Annotated in this window: 20 protein-coding genes; 12 read left to right on the top strand and 8 right to left on the bottom strand. The window is 61.6% G+C overall.

What is annotated here, in order from left to right; all coding sequences use genetic code 11:
• Nucleotides 1-208 precede the first annotated feature (208 nt).
• Nucleotides 209-1,105 (top strand): acetylglutamate kinase, encoded by an 897-nt coding sequence (gene argB, locus BFN67_RS21085; protein WP_080921416.1) that lies wholly within the window; start codon nt 209-211, stop codon nt 1,103-1,105.
• A gap of 8 nt (nt 1,106-1,113) precedes the next feature.
• Complete coding sequence (locus BFN67_RS21080) at nt 1,114-1,818, top strand: pyrimidine 5'-nucleotidase (protein WP_080921415.1); 705 nt, start codon at nt 1,114-1,116, stop codon at nt 1,816-1,818.
• 16 nt (nt 1,819-1,834) lie between these two features.
• On the opposite strand, the gene BFN67_RS21075 is transcribed toward BFN67_RS21080, so the two are convergent.
• On the bottom strand, nt 1,835-2,674 hold the full coding sequence (locus tag BFN67_RS21075) for an LOG family protein (protein WP_080921414.1): 840 nt from the start codon (nt 2,672-2,674) through the stop codon (nt 1,835-1,837).
• A 145-nt stretch (nt 2,675-2,819) separates the two neighbouring features.
• Here BFN67_RS21075 and dapD point away from each other — a divergent pair, with 145 nt between their 5' ends.
• The 4 genes from dapD (at nt 2,820) to BFN67_RS21055 (ending at nt 6,004) form a co-directional block, all read left to right on the top strand.
• The gene (gene dapD, locus BFN67_RS21070; protein ID WP_080921413.1) at nt 2,820-3,674 is read left to right on the top strand and encodes a 2,3,4,5-tetrahydropyridine-2,6-dicarboxylate N-succinyltransferase; all 855 of its coding nucleotides are present in this window, start codon (nt 2,820-2,822) and stop codon (nt 3,672-3,674) included.
• 111 nt (nt 3,675-3,785) lie between these two features.
• Nucleotides 3,786-4,118, top strand: coding sequence for a DUF805 domain-containing protein (locus tag BFN67_RS21065; RefSeq protein ID WP_139789283.1), 333 nt, complete (start codon nt 3,786-3,788; stop codon nt 4,116-4,118).
• Nucleotides 4,119-4,205: 87 nt separating this feature from the next.
• Entirely contained in the window at nt 4,206-5,405 is a 1,200-nt protein-coding gene (dapE, locus tag BFN67_RS21060; RefSeq protein WP_080921411.1) for a succinyl-diaminopimelate desuccinylase, read from the top strand.
• A 5-nt stretch (nt 5,406-5,410) separates the two neighbouring features.
• The gene (locus BFN67_RS21055) at nt 5,411-6,004 is read left to right on the top strand and encodes a transporter (protein WP_080921410.1); all 594 of its coding nucleotides are present in this window, start codon (nt 5,411-5,413) and stop codon (nt 6,002-6,004) included.
• Between the two features lie 16 nt (nt 6,005-6,020).
• Here BFN67_RS21055 and truA read toward each other — a convergent pair whose 3' ends face one another.
• The 4 genes from truA to def are packed head-to-tail and all read right to left on the bottom strand — an operon-like array spanning nt 6,021 to nt 8,805.
• Complete coding sequence (truA, locus tag BFN67_RS21050; RefSeq protein ID WP_080921409.1) at nt 6,021-6,767, bottom strand: tRNA pseudouridine(38-40) synthase TruA; 747 nt, start codon at nt 6,765-6,767, stop codon at nt 6,021-6,023.
• Nucleotides 6,768-6,782: 15 nt separating this feature from the next.
• Nucleotides 6,783-7,292 (bottom strand): GNAT family N-acetyltransferase, encoded by a 510-nt coding sequence (locus BFN67_RS21045; RefSeq protein WP_080921408.1) that lies wholly within the window; start codon nt 7,290-7,292, stop codon nt 6,783-6,785.
• Entirely contained in the window at nt 7,289-8,224 is a 936-nt protein-coding gene (gene fmt, locus BFN67_RS21040; RefSeq protein WP_080921407.1) for a methionyl-tRNA formyltransferase, read from the bottom strand. Before fmt ends, BFN67_RS21045 begins: the two co-directional genes overlap by 4 nt.
• Before the next feature lie 50 nt (nt 8,225-8,274).
• Entirely contained in the window at nt 8,275-8,805 is a 531-nt protein-coding gene (gene def, locus BFN67_RS21035; protein WP_080921406.1) for a peptide deformylase, read from the bottom strand.
• 101 nt (nt 8,806-8,906) lie between these two features.
• Here def and BFN67_RS21030 point away from each other — a divergent pair, with 101 nt between their 5' ends.
• From BFN67_RS21030 to BFN67_RS21015, 4 genes are all read left to right on the top strand, one after another.
• Complete coding sequence (locus BFN67_RS21030; RefSeq protein ID WP_080921405.1) at nt 8,907-10,148, top strand: DNA recombination protein RmuC; 1,242 nt, start codon at nt 8,907-8,909, stop codon at nt 10,146-10,148.
• Between the two features lie 97 nt (nt 10,149-10,245).
• Entirely contained in the window at nt 10,246-10,935 is a 690-nt protein-coding gene (locus BFN67_RS21025) for an MOSC domain-containing protein (RefSeq protein ID WP_080921404.1), read from the top strand.
• Between the two features lie 398 nt (nt 10,936-11,333).
• Complete coding sequence (locus tag BFN67_RS21020; protein WP_080921403.1) at nt 11,334-12,194, top strand: TIGR01459 family HAD-type hydrolase; 861 nt, start codon at nt 11,334-11,336, stop codon at nt 12,192-12,194.
• 88 nt (nt 12,195-12,282) lie between these two features.
• Nucleotides 12,283-13,140, top strand: a complete 858-nt coding sequence (locus BFN67_RS21015; protein ID WP_080921402.1) for a LysR family transcriptional regulator — start codon at nt 12,283-12,285, stop codon at nt 13,138-13,140.
• A 6-nt stretch (nt 13,141-13,146) separates the two neighbouring features.
• Here the strand turns inward: BFN67_RS21015 and BFN67_RS24200 are convergent, their stop codons facing one another.
• Nucleotides 13,147-13,356, bottom strand: a complete 210-nt coding sequence (locus tag BFN67_RS24200; protein WP_139789280.1) for a hypothetical protein — start codon at nt 13,354-13,356, stop codon at nt 13,147-13,149.
• Nucleotides 13,357-13,866: 510 nt separating this feature from the next.
• Between BFN67_RS24200 and BFN67_RS21005 the strand changes: the two genes are divergently transcribed.
• A complete protein-coding gene (locus tag BFN67_RS21005; RefSeq protein ID WP_080921477.1) occupies nt 13,867-15,699 on the top strand; it encodes an assimilatory sulfite reductase (NADPH) flavoprotein subunit in 1,833 nt (610 codons plus the stop codon).
• 7 nt (nt 15,700-15,706) lie between these two features.
• Nucleotides 15,707-17,428 carry an NADPH-dependent assimilatory sulfite reductase hemoprotein subunit gene (locus tag BFN67_RS21000; RefSeq protein WP_080921400.1) on the top strand — a complete coding sequence of 574 codons (1,722 nt, stop codon included), beginning with the start codon at nt 15,707-15,709 and terminating at the stop codon, nt 17,426-17,428.
• Nucleotides 17,429-17,536: 108 nt separating this feature from the next.
• Here BFN67_RS21000 and BFN67_RS20995 read toward each other — a convergent pair whose 3' ends face one another.
• Complete coding sequence (locus BFN67_RS20995; protein WP_080921399.1) at nt 17,537-19,990, bottom strand: GcvT family protein; 2,454 nt, start codon at nt 19,988-19,990, stop codon at nt 17,537-17,539.
• Nucleotides 19,987-20,901 carry a phosphotransferase family protein gene (locus BFN67_RS20990; RefSeq protein ID WP_192856889.1) on the bottom strand — a complete coding sequence of 305 codons (915 nt, stop codon included), beginning with the start codon at nt 20,899-20,901 and terminating at the stop codon, nt 19,987-19,989. The genes BFN67_RS20995 and BFN67_RS20990 overlap by 4 nt, the downstream gene beginning before the upstream one ends.
• Between the last annotated feature and the right edge of the window lie 15 nt (nt 20,902-20,916).

Here is a 20,916-nt window from a genome sequence, read left to right as displayed (position 1 = left end):
TTTGAGCGCACCTGCACGGCCGAACGGAAATCAAATCGTGGTGAACGGATGCGCGCCGGGGATCGCCATCCGGCCGATCTTACTGCTTATTCGTAATGGTGGCCCTTTTCGTTACATCGATTGGAGACAGGCCCGAGAAGCCGTTTGCTCCCGGCCCTGATTCTCGTTAAGAGGCCGGGACCGTCCAGCCAGCCGAGAGCCGAACCCGATGTCCACGGATGCCGCCGTCAACGCCGAGATGCAGGCCGCGCTGCTTTCCAGGGCGCTGCCATACATGCAGCGCTACGAGAACAAGACCGTCGTGGTCAAATATGGCGGCCACGCCATGGGCAATGCCGAACTCGGCCAAGCCTTCGCCCGTGACATAGCCCTGCTCAAGCAGTCCGGTGTCAACCCGATCGTCGTCCATGGCGGCGGCCCGCAGATCGGCGCCATGCTCGACAAGATGGGCATTGAATCGAAATTCGAGGGTGGGTTGCGCGTCACCGATCAGAAGACCGTCGAGATCGTCGAGATGGTGCTGGCCGGTTCGATCAACAAGGAAATTGTTGCGCTGATCAACGCAGAAGGCGAATGGGCCATCGGCCTGTGCGGCAAGGACGGCAACATGGTTTTCGCCGAGAAGGCGCACAAGACCATCAAGGATCCCGACAGCAATATTGAGCGCGTGCTCGACCTTGGTTTCGTCGGTGAGCCGATTGAGATCGACCGCACTCTCCTGGACCTTCTTGCCCGTTCCGAGTTGATCCCGGTGATCGCGCCCGTCGCGCCGGGCCGCGACGGCCATACTTACAATATCAACGCCGATACATTTGCTGGCGCTATCGCCGGCGCCCTTTCGGCGTCGCGTCTTTTGTTCCTCACCGATGTGCCGGGCGTGCTCGACAAGGACAAGCGCCAGATACCGGAACTGACGGTTGCCGAGGCGAGAGCACTGATTGCCGACGGCACTATTTCCGGTGGCATGATCCCGAAGGTCGAGACCTGCATCGAGGCTATCGAGCGCGGCGTGGAGGGCGTCGTCATCCTCAATGGCAAGACCCCGCATTCGGTACTTCTGGAACTCTTCACCGAACATGGCGCGGGCACGCTGATCGTGCCATAACCCCCCGCATGACCGAGGCACCCGACCCTACACACTTCGCCCATGTTACCGATTGGGTATTCGATCTCGACAACACGCTTTATCCGCATCACACCAATCTGTTTTCACAGATCGATGTACGCATGACGGCCTATGTGTCGGATCTTTTGTCGCTGCCGCGCGAGGAGGCGCGCAAGCTGCAGAAGGAACTCTACAGGGAATATGGCACGACGCTGAACGGGCTGATGATCCGCCATGCCATCGACCCGGATGATTTTCTGCAGAAAGTCCACGACATCGACTATTCCTGGCTGGTGCCGGACCCGGTTCTGGGTGCCGCGATCCGCCAGCTTCCTGGTCGCAAGTTCATTTTTACCAATGGTGACCGCAGGCATGCTGAGCGCGCAGCTCAGCAACTCGGAATCCTCGACCATTTCGAAGACATTTTCGATATTGTCGCGGCTGGTCTGACGCCGAAGCCGGCACGCAAGACTTATGAGCGCTTTGCCGAACTACATGCCATCACCGGCTCCAACGCGGTGATGTTCGAGGATCTTGCCCGTAACCTCTGTGTTCCCAAGGAACTTGGAATGACCACGGTGTTGGTGGTGCCCCGCAATTTCGAGCCGACCTTTTCCGAGATATGGGAGCGCGACGCGGCTTATGAGGACGATGTCGATTTCGTGACGGATGATCTGGCCGGGTTTTTGACCTCGATCGCCGGTCGGCGATAAACGGGCGGCGCCAGCCTTATAATTTGTAGAACCGCTTGATGATTTCCCACGCTTCCTCGGCGGTATCGACGAAATCGATGATGTCCTGATCGCCGGGGCTGATCGTGCCCTGTTCGGCCAGGAAATCGAGATCGATCGCCCGCTGCCAGAATTCCTTGCCGAACAGGATCACCGGTACGCGCTCCATGCGGCCTGTCTGGATCAGCGTGAGCGTTTCGAAGAACTCGTCCATCGTGCCGAAACCGCCGGGGAACACGGCAATGGCCTTGGCGCGCATGACGAAGTGCATCTTGCGAATTGCGAAGTAGTGGAAATTGAAGCACAGTTCGGGCGTCACATAGAGATTGGGCGCCTGCTCGTGCGGCAAGACGATATTGAGTCCGATCGAAGGTGCGCCGACATCGTCGGCACCGCGGTTGCCGGCTTCCATGACGCCAGGCCCGCCACCGGTAACGACCACGAATTCGCGATAGTTGGAGGACACCGACTGTTGTGAGCATAGCCGTGCGAACTTGCGGGCCTCGTCATAATAGCGGCTATTCCGTTCGAGGTTCTTCTTCTGCGTCATGTTCTTGGCCGCCCACGCCTCGCCGCCGGGTTCGGGGATGCGCGCACCGCCGAACAGCACGACCGTCGAGTGGATGCCACGTTCGGCCAGGATCATTTCCGGTTTCAGAAGTTCGAGTTGCAGGCGCACCGGACGCAGTTCGCGCTGCGTCATGAAGTCCTCGTCGTTCCAGGCAAGCCGATAGGATGCGGCGCGTGTCTGCGGCGTGTCCGGCGCACCTTTCGAACGCTCGAGATCCTCTCCCGAATGCTGGAGAGGCGTCCAGCCCGACTTTTCCGTTGGATTCATGCCGAGAATTTCCCCAGTGTGTCGATACGCGCAGCCCCGTTGGCGCGGTGGCGATTGACCCTCGCCATACCTTCAAATAGGGTCCGCGCGGCTTTCAAACAGGTTAAGAGCCGGCCCTTAGCAGCGCATTAAGTGGAGCACAATCATGTCGAAGCCCGATCTGGCGAGCCTCGAAAAGACGATCGATGCGGCTTTTGAGGATCGTGAATCCATTTCGACATCTACGCACGGCGAAGTCCGCGACGCGATCGGCACGGCGCTTGACCTGCTCGACAAGGGCGTTGCCCGCGTTGCCGAGCGTCAGGCAAACGGCATCTGGCATGTCAATCAATGGCTGAAGAAGGCGGTGCTGTTGTCCTTCCGCCTGAACCCCATGGAAATCGTCAAGGGCGGGCCGGGGCAGGCGTCATGGTGGGATAAGGTGCCCTCCAAATTTGAAAACTGGGGTGCCGTCGATTTTGAAAAGGCTGGATTTCGCGCCGTACCGTCGGCTGTCGTGCGCCGCTCAGCCTTCGTTGCGCCCGGTGTGGTGCTGATGCCGTCTTTCGTTAATGTCGGCGCCTATGTCGATTCGGGCACCATGGTCGATACCTGGGCTTCCGTCGGCTCCTGCGCACAGATCGGCAAGAACGTGCATCTCTCGGGCGGTGTCGGCATTGGTGGCGTTCTGGAGCCGATGCAGGCCGGTCCGACCATTATCGAAGACAATTGCTTCATCGGAGCGCGCTCCGAAGTTGTCGAAGGTTGCATCGTGCGGCATGGAGCGGTGCTCGGCATGGGCGTATTCATTGGAAAATCGACACGGATCGTGGACCGCGCCACCGGCGAGATATTCTATGGCGAAGTACCGGAAAACTCCGTCGTCGTTGCCGGCTCAATGCCCGGCAAGCCGCTGCCCAACGGCGATCCCGGTCCGAGCCTCTATTGCGCGGTGATCGTCAAGCGCGTGGATGAAAAAACCCGCTCCAAAACCTCGATCAACGAACTGCTCAGGGATTGATAACTATCTGTTATCGGTGAGCGCGGCCATCAAATCGGATAATCGTGTTTGAGACGACTGAGGTAAGAATTTTTGTTGAACGGATCTCAACTCGTCTGGTTTTTCTTCAGGATGAGTGGCCGCGTCAGTCGCGCGGCCTATTTTCTCGGAGGATTGCTGATCGCGATCCTGCAGGCTTTCCCGCTGTACCGTTTCACGCTGGTCGCCGAAGGCACGCCGGAAAGCGAATTCTGGTCGATGCTCTTCATGGCTGCTTTCCTCGTGTCGCTATGGTCGAATATCGCTCTGGCGGTAAAACGGCTGCACGATCTCGGTAAGCCGGGCCTCGCGGCGATCGTCTTGTTCGTGCCTTTCGTGTCCATTGTTGCCTTCCTTGTACTTTGCCTGTTTCCCGGCCAGCTTGGGGCCAACCGCTATGGCAAGCAGACCAACGCGCCCATGTAAGGCGTGGTGTGAGGTCCAATCGTCACCGGCGCCTGGCCCTTACTTGTGGTCGTGACAGGCGATGCGCTTTCGCCTATCGCTTCTCATATGAGCTCAACAACCGATCCCGCCGCTAATCTTGCAACCCTCATTCGATGCCCGTCGGTTACGCCGAACGAGGGCGGCGCGCTTGCAGCCCTCGAGACAATGCTGGAACCGCTCGGGTTTTCTGTCGAGCGGCCGGTCTTTGCCGAAGACGGCACCCCGGATATCGAAAATCTTTATGCCCGCCGCTCCGGCAACGGACCGCATCTGTTGTTTGCCGGCCATACCGATGTGGTGCCGGTCGGCGATGAATCGGCCTGGAGCCACCCGCCATTTTCGGCCGACATTGCCGGCGGTGAGATGTTCGGACGTGGTGCCGTGGACATGAAAGGCGGCATCGCCTGTTTCGTGGCGGCCCTGGCCCGCTACATCGCTGAAAAGGGTGATCCTGAGGGCTCTGTGTCGTTGTTGATCACTGGCGACGAGGAAGGGGCCGCCATCAACGGCACGGTGAAATTGCTCGAATGGGCGGCGGCCTGCGGCGAACAATGGGACGCGGCGATTGTCGGCGAGCCGACCAATCCCGACAGGCTCGGCGACATGGTCAAGATCGGCCGGCGTGGCTCGCTTTCCGGCGCAATCACGGTCCATGGCCGGCAGGGCCATGTTGCCTATCCGCATCTGGCCGACAATCCGGTGCGGGGTCTTCTGACCCTTGCGGATGCGCTGCTCAATCCGATCTTCGACGAGGGAAGTGCCGATTTTCAGCCGACCAATCTGGAGATCACGTCGTTCGATGTCGGCAATCCGGCCAGCAATGTCATCCCCGCCAAGGCAACCGCCGTGTTCAATATCCGCTTCAACGACAATTGGAGCGCCGAAACCCTTCAGGCCGAAATCCACAACCGGCTCGATACCGCCAGCGGTCGCAGGAAGTACCGCACGGGACGCAAGGAGCGGATCGACTACGATCTTGTGTGGCGCGATCGGCCTAGTCACGTATTCCTGACCCGAGACGCGGCACTCGTCGATACGCTCGGTGCTTCGGTAAAGGCAGTGATTGGCCGCGAACCGGCTCTATCGACGTCGGGCGGCACTTCGGATGCGCGCTTCATCAAGGATTATTGCCCCGTCGTCGAATTCGGGCTCGTCGGCAAGACCATGCATATGGTCGATGAGCGCGTAGCACTGGCCGATCTCGAGACGCTGACGCAGATTTATCTCCGTTTCATCGGGGACTGGTTCGCAAAAGGGCGGAATTAGGTGCCATGCTATCGGCGGATGAAACCCAATCGGCGCTGACTGGCGCCTGGCGCCTGATGCTAGGCAAAGCCGATGGCTTGCGGTTGCTTGACCTTTCGGCTGATGGCTTCTGGAATTCGTTCTTTGCCATTCTGGTGGCTCTGCCCGCCATGATTGTCGGCTGGGTGGAGGTTGCCAACGAGATCGGCGATCCCGATCTTTTTCTTGGACGGCTGGGCGTGCTCCTCCGTCTTGCCGCGATCGATCTCGGTGCCTGGGTCCTGCCACTGATCGGACTTGCGGTGCTGGCGCCGCATGCCGGCATCGGCGGCCGCTTCGTCCATTATGTCGTGGCGTCGAACTGGAGTTCGGCGATTATCGCCTGGATGATGCTGCCATCGGCGCTGGTCCGGCTGGTGCTGCCTGCCAGCGATGGTGTTGTCTGGCTGGTTTCACTCACTTTGTTCTTCCTGGCGATGGTCATGACATGGCGCATGACCAATGCCGTCATCGGCAAGGGCGCGGTTGTCGGAACCGCCGTCTTTGGCGGCATGTTTTTGGCTTCGCTTGCCTTTTTGCTTGTCCTGCAAGCGCTGCTCGGCATTACCTTGCTGGAATAGCACCGCCAGAAACAAATCAGGGATAATCGACCTTGACGAGGAAAAGCCCGTCGGGCGGCGCGACCTGGCTGCAGGCGGCGCGGCTTTGGGCGTCGAGTGCGGCCTTGAGATCCTTGCCCGTCCAGGCGCCTTCGCCGACGCGCTTCAACGAGCCGACCATCGAACGCACCTGATTGTGCAGGAAGGACCGGGCCGAGGCGCGGATTTCGATTATCTCGCCCATACGTTCCACATCGAGCCGGTCGAGCGTGCGGAGCGGGCTGCTGGCCTGGCACTGCGTCGAGCGGAATGTGGTGAAATCGTGCCTGCCGAGCAGCACTCGCGCGGCCGCTTGCATGGCCTCTGCGTCGAGCTGTTTTGGCACCCACCAGACTTTGCCCTTGTCGAGCGCGGGTGGAGCGCGCCGGTTTACGATGCGATAGACATAGTGGCGTGCAATCGCCGAGAAACGGGCGTCAAACTCGTCGCTTGTCGCCGTGGCGGCCAGGATCGCGACACGTTCGCCAGCTTGTGAAAGGTAGGCATTGAGGGCATCGCGCACCGTATCGTCCGGCCATGCTTTTACAAGGTCCACATGCGCCACCTGGCCGGTGGCGTGAACGCGGGCGTCGGTACGACCGGCGCCGCGCAATGAAACCTCCTCACCGCAGAATTTCTTGATCGCCTCTTCGATCGCCTGCTGCACCGATGGCTGCCCGGCTTGCCGCTGCCAGCCGGCATAGGGCAAGCCGTCATATTCGATGTCGAGGCGAAAGCGTGGCATCCGGCTGCGGGTCTGTCAGGCAGCCAGTTCGGAACCGAAAGCCGGTGCGTAGACAAGCCGACCGGCTTCCGGGGCTTCGTCCCAGGCCAATGCCTGCAAGGCTTCGCCCTGATATTCGCTTTCGAAGCCGGCCGCGCGCGCGTGGCTATAGCCGAAGCGGCCGTAATAGGCAGGATCGCCCAGCACGACGGAAAGTCGCTCGCCGGCAGTCTTCAGCCTTATATGGGCCTCGCGCACCAGAGCGCCGCCAATGCCCGTGCCGTGGAAGGAGGGCTCGACGGCAAGCGGCGCCAGCGCCACAGCCGGAAACTCACCCGTATCGTCCTCGATATAGAGGCGGGAGAACAGGATATGGCCGACGACCTGGCCGTCTTCCACGGCGACCAGTTCGACCACCGCGCCGCCTTGCGCGACGATGGCGTCCACCAAGCCGGCTTCGCTGCGCTGGCCGAAAGCATGTTCCTCGACGAGGCGGATTGCATCGCGGTCGCGCGGCGTGGCTGCGCGTATCGCCATCATGCTCATGACAGTTTCATTCCTTTTTCCAATCTTGCGCCGTGCAGAAACTGCGCCGCAGCAGTGGGCTTGCCACCGGCCTTTTGCACTTCGATCAGCCTGACTGCTCCACTCCCGCAGGCGACCGTGAATTCGTCATCGAGAATCTCACCGGCTGCACCCGAACCTTCTATCTGTATCGAGCGCAGCAATTTCATGCGTTCTGTGCGCTCACCAATTACCACTTCGCACCATGCGCCGGGAAACGGCGAAAGACCGCGTATATGGTTATGCACTCCGCCGGATGCCGCGTGCCAGTCGATGCGCGTTTCCGCCTTGTCGATCTTCCGGGCGTAGGTCATCCCTTCGGTTTGTTGCGGCGTGAAGGTGAGGCGACTCCGCTCCAGTTTCTCCAATGCCTGTACCATCAAAGCGGCACCGACCGCCATAAGCCGATCGTGCAACTCGCCGGCAGTCATGTCGGGATCGATGGGCATCTTTTCAACCAGCGCCACTGGCCCGGTGTCGAGCCCTTCCTGCATTTTCATCACCATCATGCCCGTTTCCCGATCTCCGGCCATAATGGCACGCTGAATCGGCGCCGCGCCGCGCCAGCGCGGCAACAGCGAGGCATGGCCATTGAGGCAGCCGAATTGTGGCGCTTCCAATACCGCTTTCGGCAAAAGCAGCCCATAGGCGACAACGACGGCGATATCGGCGTTGTGTGCGTGAAAGACGGATTGTTCCGCCTCGCCTTTCAGGGAAAGCGGTGTGTACACCGGGAGGCCGAGCCGCTCCGCCTCACGCTGTACTGGCGAGGGGGTAAGTTCCAAACCGCGTCGCCCTGCGGCGCGCGGCGGTTGGGTGTAAACGGCAACGACTTCATGGCCGGCTTCGTGAATGGCGCGAAGTGTTGGTACGGAAAAATCCGGCGTACCCATGAATACGACGCGTAGCGACACGGTTCCCTCTCGATCGATGGACGGGGCGATGCCGAAACGAAAAAGATCGCTCAGCCGACCATCCGGCTGGGTGCCTTTTCCTTGGCGAGTTTCTTGAATTTCCTGACCACCATATCGCGCTTGAGCTTGGAGATATGGTCGATGAACAACACCCCGTCGAGATGATCGATCTCGTGCTGAAGGCAGGTTGCCATCAGCCCTTCGGCTTCGATTTCCTGCATCTTGCCGTCGCGATCGAGATATCTGGCGCGTACCGCGGCCGGGCGTTCAACCTCCGCATAATAATCGGGAATGGACAGGCAGCCTTCTTCATAGACCGAACGCTCGTCTGAGCGAGACAGGATTTCCGGATTGATGAAGACGTGAGGCGCCGGCTCTTCGTCTTCCTTGGCGAGATCGATGACCAGCATGCGCAGCGGTGTGCCGATCTGAATCGCTGCAAGCCCGATACCAGGCGCGTCATACATGGTTGCCAGCATGTCGTCGGCCAGCTTGCGCAAAGGCTCGTCCACCCGCTCTATCGGCTTGGAAAGCTGGCGCAGGACCGGATCGGGAAGAATGACAAGCGGCTTGATCGACATGCCGCTCACCTAAGACGTCGGTTGGAAAGCGTCAACCTTCGCGATTCCATATGTTCATGTTTTGATCTGCACGCCTGCCGCGAATCGGGTATGCTATGGCAATGGAAAGTATGGGTACCGGGCTTTCAGCCCCGATATTTCGCCTGGGGACGACCAACGTTACGCTAGGCGGTTTCCTTGTGGGCGCCAGCCTGCTGCTGGTTGGCTGCCTGATATTGCTGGCTTTTGTATTCTGGCGTTCGGCCAAGGCTAGGCAGCGCGCGGCGGCGGATGCCGCGGAACAATCGCGCGCGGCTGAAGCGCGCATGGCTTCGGTCCTTCAGGCGCAATCAGAAATGCAGGGCCGCATGGGTGCGCTGGCCGAGGTGTTTGGAGCGCGTCAGGCCGAACTGACTCAATCTATCGGCCAGCGTCTCGACGCCATGACCGGACGGCTCGGCCAATCGATGAGCGAGCAGGCGAAATCGACGCATGAGAGCTTGGCGAAACTGCAGGAGCGGCTGGCGGTGATTGATACCGCACAGACCAATATCCAGTCACTGGCCGGTCAAGTGGTGCAACTTCAGTCGATCCTGTCCAACAAGCAGACGCGCGGTGCTTTTGGCCAGTCGCGCATGGAGGCGATCGTCGCCGACGGTCTGCCGCATGGCGCGTACGAATTTCAGGCGACATTGTCGAACGGAAGCCGGCCGGATTGCCTCGTCAATATGCCGAACAATGCGCCGTCGCTGGTCATCGATGCCAAATTTCCGCTCGAGGCATGGAACGCCATTCGTGCCGCCGAGGGCGAAGCGGCGCAGAAACTCGCTGCGCAAGCTTTTCGGCGCGATGTTGAGGTTCATATCCGCGCCATCGCCGAAAAATACCTGATCCAGGGCGAGACGCAGGATACGGCCTTCATGTTCGTGCCGTCGGAATCGATCTTTGCCGAGATTCACGAGAATTTCGAGGCCGTCGTGCAGCGCGCGCATCGCGTGCGTGTCGTGATCGTCTCTCCGTCACTCCTGATGCTGTCGATCCAGGTCGTGCAGGCAATTCTGAAGGATGCGCGCATGCGCGAACAGGCGCATCTCATTCAGGGCGAGGTGGTGCGCCTGATGGAGGATGTCGGGCGCCTCGATGAGCGCGTGCGCAAATTACAGACGCATTTCGGCCAGGCTTCGCGCGATATCGACGACATTCTGGTCTCGACCGGCAAGGTGACGAAACGAGGCCAGAAGATCGAGTCGCTCGAATTTGGCACTCAGGCCGATGACGATGCCGCGCCAGAGGCAAAGAGCCGTACCGCCGAGTCGCATACCGGTCAGTTGCGGCTTCGTGTTGTCGAAGACGACAACGGCTAGGCATATCACCTTGCCCCGTCACATGTGGGCGCTAGCGTTTTCAAAACGGCTGCTTATCGTGATGTTGGGTTGTCTGGCGCAGTGGAACGGAGCGATAATGATCGGCACGGTAAGAGTTGATGCTGTTTTCATCGGCAAGGCCATGCCGCGTTGGCCGGGACGGCCGCCGAGCGGCATAGGCAAGTCGCGGACCGCCGAAAGGTTGCGGCTGACATTGACCGGCCTTGTCGGAGACGAGCAGGCGGACCTTGCGGTGCATGGCGGCCCGGAAAAGGCGATGCATCATTATGCTGCCGACAATTACGCCTTCTGGAAAAAGCAACTGCCGCAGAAGGCCGGATATTTCGTCGCTGGCGGTTTCGGCGAGAATATCTCCGCCAGCGGGTTGACGGAAAAGGATATTTGCATTGGCGATGTCTTTCGCATCGGCGGCGCAGTGGTGCAGGTCACGCAAGGCCGGCAGCCTTGCTGGAAACTATCGGCACATATCGATCTGGCCGATATGGCCGCTCGTTTCCAGAAATCCGGCCTTACGGGCTGGTATTACCGGGTAATTGAGGAAGGCTTCATCGAGGAAGGCGATCGCATTGCGTTGCTGGAAAGGCCGCAGCCGGATTGGCCGCTAACGACGGTCATTACCGCACGGTTCTCTCCGGCGTTGGCTCCAGAATTGGCCCGTCAACTCGCCGGCATCGAACAGATGTCGCGAAGCTGGCACGCCGCCTTCCTCAAGAAAAGCGATCCGTCATATCGCGAAGACACGACCGCACGGGTGCTGGGCAAATAAGAATTATGGGTTGAGCCGAAGGCAAACGGCCCGACAATGTGCCGGGCCGTTCGCAATATCGGGCGGTTGCCGATGTTACGGGCGCACCGCCGCCACTTCGATTTCGACCAGGAAGGCCGGGCTGGCGAGCCAAAAGTCCTAGTTCGGGATCTTGTGGCGAACGATCTCATCCGCCATCGCATTTTCGGCCAGCATCAGCCCAGCCGCGAGCGTCATGATCGCAATCCGCAATAACTTCATTCCGAATTCCTTTCTTGTTTGACTGTTGGTTGGCTCGCAGGCGGCTTGGTGCAACGCCCGCAAGGAGGTTGGAGCAATCCTGGATCAATGCGGTTGCGGCTGAAATCGTGGCATGCAATGTGCGCTGCATGACGTGTCACGGCCAGCAAGGATGAACGATGCGACAGGTCCGGTCACAAGAGTCGCGGCTGCCGGGCATCGCTGCCCTGGCGCGTCGCTACGATGTGTTCCTGCTCGACCAGTTCGGCGTGCTGCATGACGGTGCCGCACCTTATCCGGGCGCCGTGGATTGCCTTGCCCGGCTGAAGGATGAAGGCAAGCGCATCGCGCTGATCTCCAATTCAGGCAAGCGCTCCGGACCGAACGAAGAGCGGTTGGTGCGGCTGGGTTTTGCGCCCGGCTCCTGGGATCATTTCGTCAGTTCCGGAGAGGTGGCCTGGCGACGTCTGGCGCAAATGCTTGCCGGCGGGGCGCTTTCTTCCGGAGCCCGATGCCTGCTGATTTCGCGTGACGGCGATCGCTCGGCGGTCGATGGACTCACCCTTCGTCTTGTCCCTGAAGGCAGTGAAGCAGATGTTGTGCTTCTGGCGGCAAGTGAAGGCGATCGTTACGAAATCGGCCACTACCGCAAGCTCCTTGAGCCTGCCGCCCGCCGGGGCGTGCCGTGCTATTGCACCAACCCCGACAAGATCATGCTGACGGCCACCGGACGGCAATTCGGCGCCGGGCGCATCGCCGAACTCTATCAGGAACTGGGTGGGAAAGTGTTCTGGATCGGCAAGCCCTTTGCCGAAATCTATCGTGCCGCATTGGCGCTTTGCGGAAATCCGCAGCCGGAAAATGTGGTCTGCGTCGGCGACAGCGTCGAGCATGATATTGCCGGCGGGCAGGCCAGCGGATTGGCGACCGCGCTGGTCGCCACGGGCATTCTGGCCGATGCCGGGGATGCCGAACTGACGGCGCTGTTCGAGCGTCACGACGCGCGGCCCGACTATCTTCTGCCGGCCTTTACCTGGTGAATCCAAGCATCGCACCGCTTGAAAAAGGCAGCGGGACTGAATTAAATGCCTTTTTGATGCAATTTTATTGCATCATAAGGAGTGTAGATTGGATATCGACCGGGCGCGCACCTTTCTGGAAATCATACAATGCGGCAGTTTCCTGCACGCTGCCGAGAGGCTGCACGTCACCCAGACGACGGTCAGCGCGCGCATCCGCACGCTTGAGGACGAGCTTGGCCGCAAACTGTTCGTGCGCAACCGCAAGGGCGCGCATCTGACGCCGGCGGGGCGTGAGTTCGAGCGTTTTGCGCTGTCTTTCGTGCAAATATGGGAGCGCGCGCGTCAGAAACTTGCGATTCCGCCCGGCCGCACCAGCGTTATCTCGCTCGGTTGTGAACCCAATTTTTGCAATCCGCTATTGTTGGATTGGATTGTTGGGATGAGGCGCCAAAATCCGCAGATCGCGCTGCGTGCCGACACCGCCGCCGGCGCGCAACTGCTTGATTTGCTTAAGCTTGGCGCGCTCGATATCGCTGTTCTGCGCGCCCCTGCGCTTTCGCAGGAATTCAGGGTGCTATTGTTGCATGAGGAACGGCTATTGTTGGTGCGCAGCCGCAAGCGCGGCTCCGGCGCGGACAATCCGGACCTCGGCGTCCATGTCCATGTCGACTGGGGGATGCAATTTCCCGCCGAAGCCTTTTCGGACACGCTCGGCGAACCGGATCTCGTCGTCGGCCTCGGCGCTCTGGGGCTGGATTATATCCTGCGTGAAGGCGGCCTCGGTTATTTCCGCGCGACCGAGGTGGCCGGGCATATCGAGGCGGGCGCGCTGGAGATCGTCGAAGGCGCGCGCCAATTCAGCTTTCCTGTCTATGCCGTCTATGCCGAGGCGGGAGAGGAGCGTGCCGATCTGCGGGCGGCGCTGGAGGCATTGAAATCGGCTGCCGCCGGCAAGGCTGACTGAGCGGCCTCAGTCCTTGTCGCGGGCGGCCAGCAGCGTACTGATTACCAACTCGCGGCCGGCCCGGTTGATGCCGATGCCGCGCGGCCGGCTTTCGGCCAGGCCGAGCGCGATCAGTCGTTCGCCCAAGGCCGGATCGAGTTCGGGATAGGGGCCGCGATTCATCCGTTTGAGCGCCGTCTTTTCCTCTTCGCCCAGGTCTTTCCACTCGATCGCCACGGCCTTCGTCCTTTCCTGTATCGCCTTCCTACAGATGCATGGAAATTTTTCGGATGCAAAGCTGGAAGCGTCGTTCAGACGAACGGAATCCGACGTCTTCACGGTGCGCGAATTTCGCCTTCGCCGTTCGGCCGAACAATGGCCTTGCCGAACGGATTTGCCAAAAACCGGGCGATATGCCTCGCCTGCGGCCTCGATTTCCGCCGCGCCAGCGGCCATTCCGAAAAAAAATTGCACGCGCGCCGGCGCACGTTTCGACCATTGTGGCGGCGCTGCTTAGAAGGAAGATGCGTATCCGGCGTGGCCGCTAGAATGCCCGTTTCAAGAATTATTAAATGCAATTTTTTTGCTTATATAAAGCAATATCATTCATTTGAAACGAGGCAAAAGCCGTTGCACCTGTGTTCTCCGGCAGCCGTCAAAACCTTGTTTGGCGGGGTAATTTACACCGTCCGATCCATGGCCCCGCCCATGGCGATGCGGTCGGGCTTGGCCAAGGGATATGATCAGATGACGGCATTGCAATTTCCCGGTCCGGGTTTTTCGGCAGACCAGTTGGAGCGCCTGAGCGGCCTCGCCACCTCGCTCCAGCCGGGTCAGGCGTTGTGGATCAGCGGTTATTTCGCCGGCATCGATTATGCCGCGCGTTCCCTGCGCGGCGAAGCGGCGATCATCCCGTTGCCGGCAGGCGAGACGCCGTCTCTCGCTCCCGCCTCAGCCCCTGCGCGCACGCTCACCATCTTATACGGCAGCGAAACCGGCAACAGCACCGGGCTGGCCAAGGCACTGGTTGAGGCAGCGAAGGCCAAGGGGCTGGAGCCGACCCTGGTTGACATGGCCGACTACAAGCCGCGCAAGCTCAAGGACGAGCAGGATCTTTTGATCATTACCAGCACGCATGGCGAGGGCGATCCGCCGCTTTCGAGTGTCGGTTTCTTCGAGTTTGTCGAAAGCCGCAAGGCGCCTCGGCTCGAGGGCGTGCGCTACACGGTTCTGGCACTGGGCGATTCGACCTATGAACAGTTCTGCGGCGCCGGCAAGCGGCTCGATGCGCGTCTGGCCGAACTGGGCGCCGAGCGGGTGCGCGAGCGCGTCGATTGCGACGTGGACTATGACGATCCGGCTGAAAGCTGGAGCAAGGCGGCGATAGAGGCGCTGACGCCGAAGCAAGATGCGGTCCCGGCCAGTGCAGCCGCGCCCGCAGCCGCCGCGCCGGCATCGGGCGCATTCGACAAGCGCAATCCTTTCACTGCCACCATCATCGACAATCTGGTGCTGACCGGCCGTGGCTCGACAAAGGAAACACGGCATGTCGAATTGTCGCTGGATGGCTCCGGCCTGAGCTATGAGCCGGGCGACGCGCTGGGCATCATGCCGCGCAACGATCCCGCGCTGGCCGACAAATTGGTCGAGACGCTGGGCTTATCCAGTGACGCGCCGCTGACGCTGAAGGCGGGCGACACCACGCTTGGCGCCGCACTTGTCGGGGCGCTTGAGATTACGGCCGCGACGCCGCGCTTCATCGACCATTGGGCGACGCTGAGCGGCGCTGCCGAACTGGAAGCACTGCGCGGCGAGGCGGGTGCCGCGGCACGCGCCGAATTTTTGCGCGGCAATCATATCATCGATATCGTGCGCCGCTTCCCGGTGGTGGGTATCGACGCCGCCGGTTTTGCCGCCGGGCTGCGCCCGCTCCAGCCACGTCTCTATTCCATCGCATCCAGCCTGGCCTCGATGCCCGACGAGGCGCATCTGACGGTTTCCACCGTGCGCTATGATTTGAACGGCGAACCGCGCGCCGGCGTTGCTTCCGGCCATCTGGCCGAACGCGGCGAGCCGGATGCCACGCTTCCGGTCTATATTCAGGCCAACCCGCATTTCCGCCTACCCGAAGACGAGCGGCCGATCATCATGGTTGGCGCCGGCACCGGTGTCGCGCCTTACCGCGCCTTTTTGCAGGAACGCGAGGCGCGCGGTGCGCAGGGCAAGTCCTGGCTGTTCTTCGGCGAGCGCAATTCCGACAGCGATTTTCTCTACCAGACCGAATGGCAGTCCCTGCTGAAGGATGGCGTGCTGTCGCGCATGAGCGTCGCTTTCTCGCGTGACAGCGCGCAAAAAACCTATGTGCAGCACCGGCTGCGCGAGGAAGCGCGCGACGTCTATGCCTGGCTGGAGGAAGGTGCGCATCTCTATGTCTGCGGCGACGGCACCCATCTCGCGCCAGACGTGGATGCGACGCTGACCACCATCGTCGGCGAGCAGCGCGGCTGCGGCGAGGATCAGGCCGCCGAATACATCGCCGCGCTCAAGCGCGACCATCGTTACCAGATCGACGTTTATTGAGACAAAAATGACCGCGCATACCATCGAGATCGACCGCAGCCGCGACCTGTCGCAGCCGCTTGAAAAACTTGGTCCCGACGAGACGATGAAGGCCGAGAGCGACCAGCTTCGTGGCACCATCGCCAAGGGGCTTGAAGTCGACCTGACCGCCGCCGTTCCCGGCGACGACATCAAGCTGATGAAGTTCCACGGCATCTACCAGCAGGACGATCGCGACATACGCGACGAGCGCCGCCGCCAGAAGCTGGAGCCGGCCTACCGCTTCATGGCGCGCGTGCGCCTGCCCGGCGGTGTGCTTTCGTCGAGCCAATGGCTGAAGCTGGACGAACTGGCTCAAGCCTATGCCAACAACACGCTGCGGCTGACCACGCGCCAGACTTTTCAGTTCCACTATGTTCACAAGAAGAATCTGCGCGCGCTGATGCAGGGTTTGCGCGATGTGCTGCTCGACACCCGCGCCGCTTGCGGCGACGATGCGCGCGGCGTCATGTGCTCGGTCAACCCGCAATTGTCGGCGCTGCATGCGCATGTCTATGCGCTGGCCAAGCAGGCCAGCGACCATGCGATACCGAAGACCGGCGCCTATAACGAGATCTGGTATGGCGAGGAGCGCAAGCCGGTCAAGGGACCGGAGGAGCCGCTCTATGGCCGCACCTACATGCCGCGCAAGTTCAAGATCGGCTTCGCCGTTCCGCCGGTCAACGACATCGACGTTTTCAGCCAGGATCTCGGCTTCATCGCCATTTCCGAGAATGGCGTCCTGAAAGGCTTCAACGTCGCCATCGGCGGCGGCATGGGCCGCACCGACCAGGCGCCGCAGACCTATCCGAGGCTGGCGACGGTAATCGGCTTCATCGATGCAGACAAGGTGATTGCAACCTGCGATGCGACGATGGAAGTGCAGCGCGACTATGGCGACCGGCTGAACCGCGCCCGCGCCCGCTTCAAATATACGGTGGACGACAAGGGCGTCGATTGGATCAAGGCCGAGATCGAGCAGCGGCTCGGCTTCAAGTTCAAGCCGGCGCAGCCTTACGAATTTACCTCCAATGGCGACCTGATCGGTTGGGCGCGCGGCGAGGACGGGCGTGAGCACTGCACCCTGTTCATCGAGAATGGCCGCGTCATCGGCCGCCTGATGGATGGCCTGCGCGAACTGGCGAAAATCCACAAGGGCACGTTCCGCGTCACGCCGAACCAGAGCCTCACCATTTCGGATATCGATCCGCAAGACCGGCCGGCCATCGAAAAACTGATCGAGGAATACAGGCTCGACGCGCTTAATGCCGGCAGCGGCTTGCGCGTCAATTCCATGGCCTGCGTGGCGCTGCCCACTTGCGGCCTCGCCATGGCCGAGAGCGAACGCTATCTGCCGACGCTGATCGGCAAGATCGAGGCGATCCTTGCCGAGCACGGGCTGACGAAGGAGCCGATCACCATTCGCATGACCGGCTGCCCGAACGGCTGCGCGCGCCCTTATATCGCCGAGATCGCGCTGACCGGCCGCGCGCCGGGCAAGTATAATCTCTATCTCGGCGGCGGTTTCGCCGGCCAGCGGCTGAACAAGATGATTCTCGAAAATGTCGGCGAGGAAGCGATCCTCGGCCAGCTTGGCACCGTCATCGCTCATTTCGCCCGAGAACGGCAGCCGGACGAGCATTTCGGCGATTTCGCCATCCGCGCCGGCTATGTGCCGGAGGTCAAGGAAGGGCGCTTCTTCAACGATTGATGCCGTAAGGTGCCGGGTGGTGCGTGCTTCGAGACGGCGGCCATGCCGCCTCCTCAGCATGAGGGGGCGCCGTCTCGAAGCACGTAATGACTGCGCGCCGCAGGCTCCTTACGCCTTCACCCGCTCGTTGCGCGGATCGTAGAGCGGCTCCAGATGGATGCGGGCCGGCACCCTGTCCATCGCCACCACCAGTTCGTAAGCGCCCGCGTTCAGGTATTCGTCGCAGACGCCATCGGCATGGCGCACATAGCCGTAGCCGATCCCTTTGCCCGCCGTGTAGCCATAGCCGCCCGAAGTGAGATAGCCGACCGGCGCGCCATCGCGCAGGATGGTTTCGCGGCCGAGCAGCACGACATCCGGGTCGTCCACGGTGAAGCCGGCAAAGCGTTTGGCGAGCGGTGTGCCGGCGGCCTTTTCGAGCGCCGCGCGGCCAAGGAAATCGACCGGCTTGCGCAGCTTCACCGCCCAGCCGAGACCGGCCTCGAATGGCGTGTCGTTGGGGGTAATGTCTGAACCCCAGGCGCGATAGCCTTTTTCGAGCCGAAGCGATTCCAGCGCACGATAACCGACCGGCCGGATGCCATGCGCCGCCCCCGCTTTCATCAGCGCGTCGAAAACCTCGCCGATGGCGGCGATCGGCACATGCAGTTCCCAGCCGAGTTCGCCGACATAGGTGACGCGCAGCGCCCGCACCGAATGCCCGGCAATGATAATCTCGCGGACATGGCCAAAGGGAAAGCCGGCATTGGAAACGTCGGCTTCCGTGATGGCGGAAAGCGTGTCGCGGGCGCGCGGCCCCATCAGCGACAGCGTGCCGAATTTTTCCGTCACGTCGGTGAGGCGCGCATCCAGTTCCCTGCCGATATGCTCGCCGATCCAGGCACAATCATGCGTGCGAAAGCCCGTGCCGGTGACGATGTAGAACTTTTCTTCCGCCAATCGAGCCACGGTGAGATCAGCCTCGATGCCGCCGCGGGTGTTGAGCAGTTGCGTATAGGTGAGCCGACCGGCTGGCTTGGCAACATGGTTGGCGCAGATCCAGTCCAGCGCCTTGGCCGCATCCGCCCCGGCAAGCTCGTATTTGGCAAAGGACGACTGGTCGAAGATGCCGACAGCCTCGCGCACGTGGCGGTGCTCCTCGCCCACCGCCTCGAACCAGTTCTGCGGCCCCATGGAATAGACATCTCTGGCTTCCATGCCTTGCGGCGCGAACCAGTTGGGCCGCTCCCAGCCGAGCTTGGAGCCGAACACGGCGCGCTGCGCCTTCAGTCGTTCATAGAGCGGCGAGACGATGCGCGGCCGCCCGCTCTCATATTCCTCATGCGGGAAGGCGACCGTATAGTGCTTGCCATAGGCTTCCAGCGTGCGCTCGCACACCCATTGCCGGTCGCGGTGCAGGCCGGAAAAACGGCGGATATCGACCGTCCACAGATCGAGCGGCGCTTCGCCGTCGATCACCCACTCAGCCAACACCCAGCCGGCGCCGCCGCCGGACGCAATGCCGAAGGCGTTGAAACCGGCGCCGACGAACATGTTGGCGCATTCGGGCGCGTTGCCGAGGATGAAATTGCCGTCCGGCGTGAAGCTCTCAGGGCCGTTGATCATCTGCTTGACGCCAACATTGGCGAGCGCCGGCACGCGGGCAATCGCTTCGCTCATATGCTGCTCGAAATGGTCGTAGTCGTCGTCGAACAGGCGGAATTCCCAATCGTCCGGCACGTCGCCGCCGGGCAAGCCGGTCTCCCAGGCGATCGGATCCGGCTCGTAGCCGCCCATCACCAGTCCTCCGACCTCCTCCTTGAAATAGGTGCGCCGGTCGGGATCGCGGATCGTCGGCGCATCGGCGGCAAGACCGTCGATCTTTTCGGTGACGATATATTGATGCTTGACCGGTTGCAGCGGCACGCTGACGCCGGCAAGAGCGCCGACCTGCCTGGCCCATTGCCCGGCGCAGTTGACGACCTTTTCGCAGACTATGTCGCCCTTGTCGGTGTTCACCGCGACGATGCGGCCATCCTTCATGTCAAAGCCGGTGACGCGCACGCGCTCGAACAGCTTCGCGCCATGCATGCGCGCGCCCTTGGCAAGCGACTGGGTGATGTCGGAGGGGCTGGCCTGCCCGTCCGTCGGCAGCCACGACGCGCCGACCAGATCGTCCGCCTGCATCAGCGGCCACATGGCCTTCGCCTCGGCCGGCGACAGAAGCTGCATCTCCATGCCGAAGCTTTTCGCGGTGGTGGCCAGCCGGCGAAATTCGGTCCAGCGGTCCTGGTTGGTGGCAAGGCGCAGGCACCCCGTCATCTTCCAGCCGGTGGCAAGCCCGGTCTCGGCCTCCAGTCCCTTGTAGAGATCGACCGAATATTTGAGCACGCGCGTGATCGAGGCCGAGGAGCGCAATTGACCGACCAGCCCGGCGGCATGCCAGGTGGAGCCGGAGGTGATCGCGCCCTGCTCCAGCAAAACCACATCGGCCTTGTGGTCGCGCGCCAGATGATAGGCGGTCGAGCAGCCGATGATGCCGCCGCCGATGACGACGATCCGGGCGTGGGTGGGCAGCGTCATGGCAGTTCGGTTCCGTAGCGGCTTCTGTAACGGTCGAGCGCGGCGGCGAGCCGCGTCAGATTCTCTTCGGTGTAGGCGACGTAGTCCGCGCCCGGCGCGTCGAGATAAAGCTCGGAGACCATGCTCCACATCGCCTCGCGCAGCAGCGAGGCGCATTGCATGGCGGCATGGGCGCGGAGGAAGGCGGCATCCGGCGCATGCCCCAGATAGGCGGCCAGCAGGGCACCGGTTTCCTCGCTCGTCATCCCCGCATTGGAGGCGATGCCGGCCAGATCGAACATGGCGGTGGAAAAACCGGCATATTCGAAATCGATCAGCCACAGCCGCGATCCATCGTCGAGGAAATTCGCCGGCAAAAGATCGTTGTGGCCGAAGACGATCGGCATCGGCGGCTGCGCGCGCTCCAGTTCCTCGCCAAGCGCCAGATAGCGCGGCAGGTCCGCCGCCTTGCGGCTCACGCCGGCTTCAAGCGTGCGGGCATAGTCGCGGATAACGTGGAATACCCAGAACATGAAGCCGGCGCCCGAAACGTGGCGCGGCATTTCTTCGTGGAAGCCACGCACCAGGCGGGCGATGCGAACCGGATCGGCGCGCACGTCCCCGGCGGCAAAAGTCCGCGCGCCGATGAAGCGCGAGACCATGATGCCCGGCTCGGCATATTCGACCGCCGGCGCAAAACCGGCGGCGTGGGCCGCGCGCGCGGTCATCAGTTCGCGGCTACGGTCGACGTGGTGGAAAGGATAATCGCAGCCCAGCCGCACGACATGCCGGCCGGCTTCGTCGGCAACCAGAAAATTGGCGTTGCTCAAGCCGCCGGCCAGCGGTTCGACCGTGAACCGGCCCTGCCAGCACGGCAGAGCGCGAACGCTATCCATATCGGATGCGCACTTCTCATCGATTGTTTGCGGCATCTCCATCAACCGTCA

Source organism: Manganibacter manganicus (assembly GCF_002075885.1).
Lineage (GTDB): Bacteria > Pseudomonadota > Alphaproteobacteria > Rhizobiales > Rhizobiaceae > Mesorhizobium > Mesorhizobium manganicum.
This window is presented reverse-complemented; position numbering and strand designations above follow the sequence as displayed.

Bases quoted from the DNA above. Each gene is read 5' to 3' on its own strand.
- BFN67_RS21055 (WP_080921410.1), top strand. From the start codon at position 5,411: ATGCTATCGGCGGATGAAACCCAATCGGCGCTGACTGGCGCCTGGCGC.
- dapE (WP_080921411.1), top strand. From the start codon at position 4,206: ATGAGCTCAACAACCGATCCCGCCGCTAATCTTGCAACCCTCATTCGA.
- truA (WP_080921409.1), bottom strand. From the start codon at position 6,767: ATGCCACGCTTTCGCCTCGACATCGAATATGACGGCTTGCCCTATGCC.
- argB (WP_080921416.1), top strand. From the start codon at position 209: ATGTCCACGGATGCCGCCGTCAACGCCGAGATGCAGGCCGCGCTGCTT.
- BFN67_RS21005 (WP_080921477.1), top strand. From the start codon at position 13,867: ATGACGGCATTGCAATTTCCCGGTCCGGGTTTTTCGGCAGACCAGTTG.
- BFN67_RS21025 (WP_080921404.1), top strand. From the start codon at position 10,246: ATGATCGGCACGGTAAGAGTTGATGCTGTTTTCATCGGCAAGGCCATG.
- BFN67_RS21000 (WP_080921400.1), top strand. From the start codon at position 15,707: ATGACCGCGCATACCATCGAGATCGACCGCAGCCGCGACCTGTCGCAG.
- BFN67_RS21020 (WP_080921403.1), top strand. From the start codon at position 11,334: ATGCGACAGGTCCGGTCACAAGAGTCGCGGCTGCCGGGCATCGCTGCC.
- dapD (WP_080921413.1), top strand. From the start codon at position 2,820: ATGTCGAAGCCCGATCTGGCGAGCCTCGAAAAGACGATCGATGCGGCT.
- def (WP_080921406.1), bottom strand. From the start codon at position 8,805: ATGTCGATCAAGCCGCTTGTCATTCTTCCCGATCCGGTCCTGCGCCAG.
- BFN67_RS21065 (WP_139789283.1), top strand. From the start codon at position 3,786: ATGAGTGGCCGCGTCAGTCGCGCGGCCTATTTTCTCGGAGGATTGCTG.
- BFN67_RS21030 (WP_080921405.1), top strand. From the start codon at position 8,907: ATGGAAAGTATGGGTACCGGGCTTTCAGCCCCGATATTTCGCCTGGGG.
- BFN67_RS20990 (WP_192856889.1), bottom strand. From the start codon at position 20,901: ATGCCGCAAACAATCGATGAGAAGTGCGCATCCGATATGGATAGCGTT.
- BFN67_RS21045 (WP_080921408.1), bottom strand. From the start codon at position 7,292: ATGAGCATGATGGCGATACGCGCAGCCACGCCGCGCGACCGCGATGCA.
- BFN67_RS21080 (WP_080921415.1), top strand. From the start codon at position 1,114: ATGACCGAGGCACCCGACCCTACACACTTCGCCCATGTTACCGATTGG.
- BFN67_RS21075 (WP_080921414.1), bottom strand. From the start codon at position 2,674: ATGAATCCAACGGAAAAGTCGGGCTGGACGCCTCTCCAGCATTCGGGA.
- BFN67_RS20995 (WP_080921399.1), bottom strand. From the start codon at position 19,990: ATGACGCTGCCCACCCACGCCCGGATCGTCGTCATCGGCGGCGGCATC.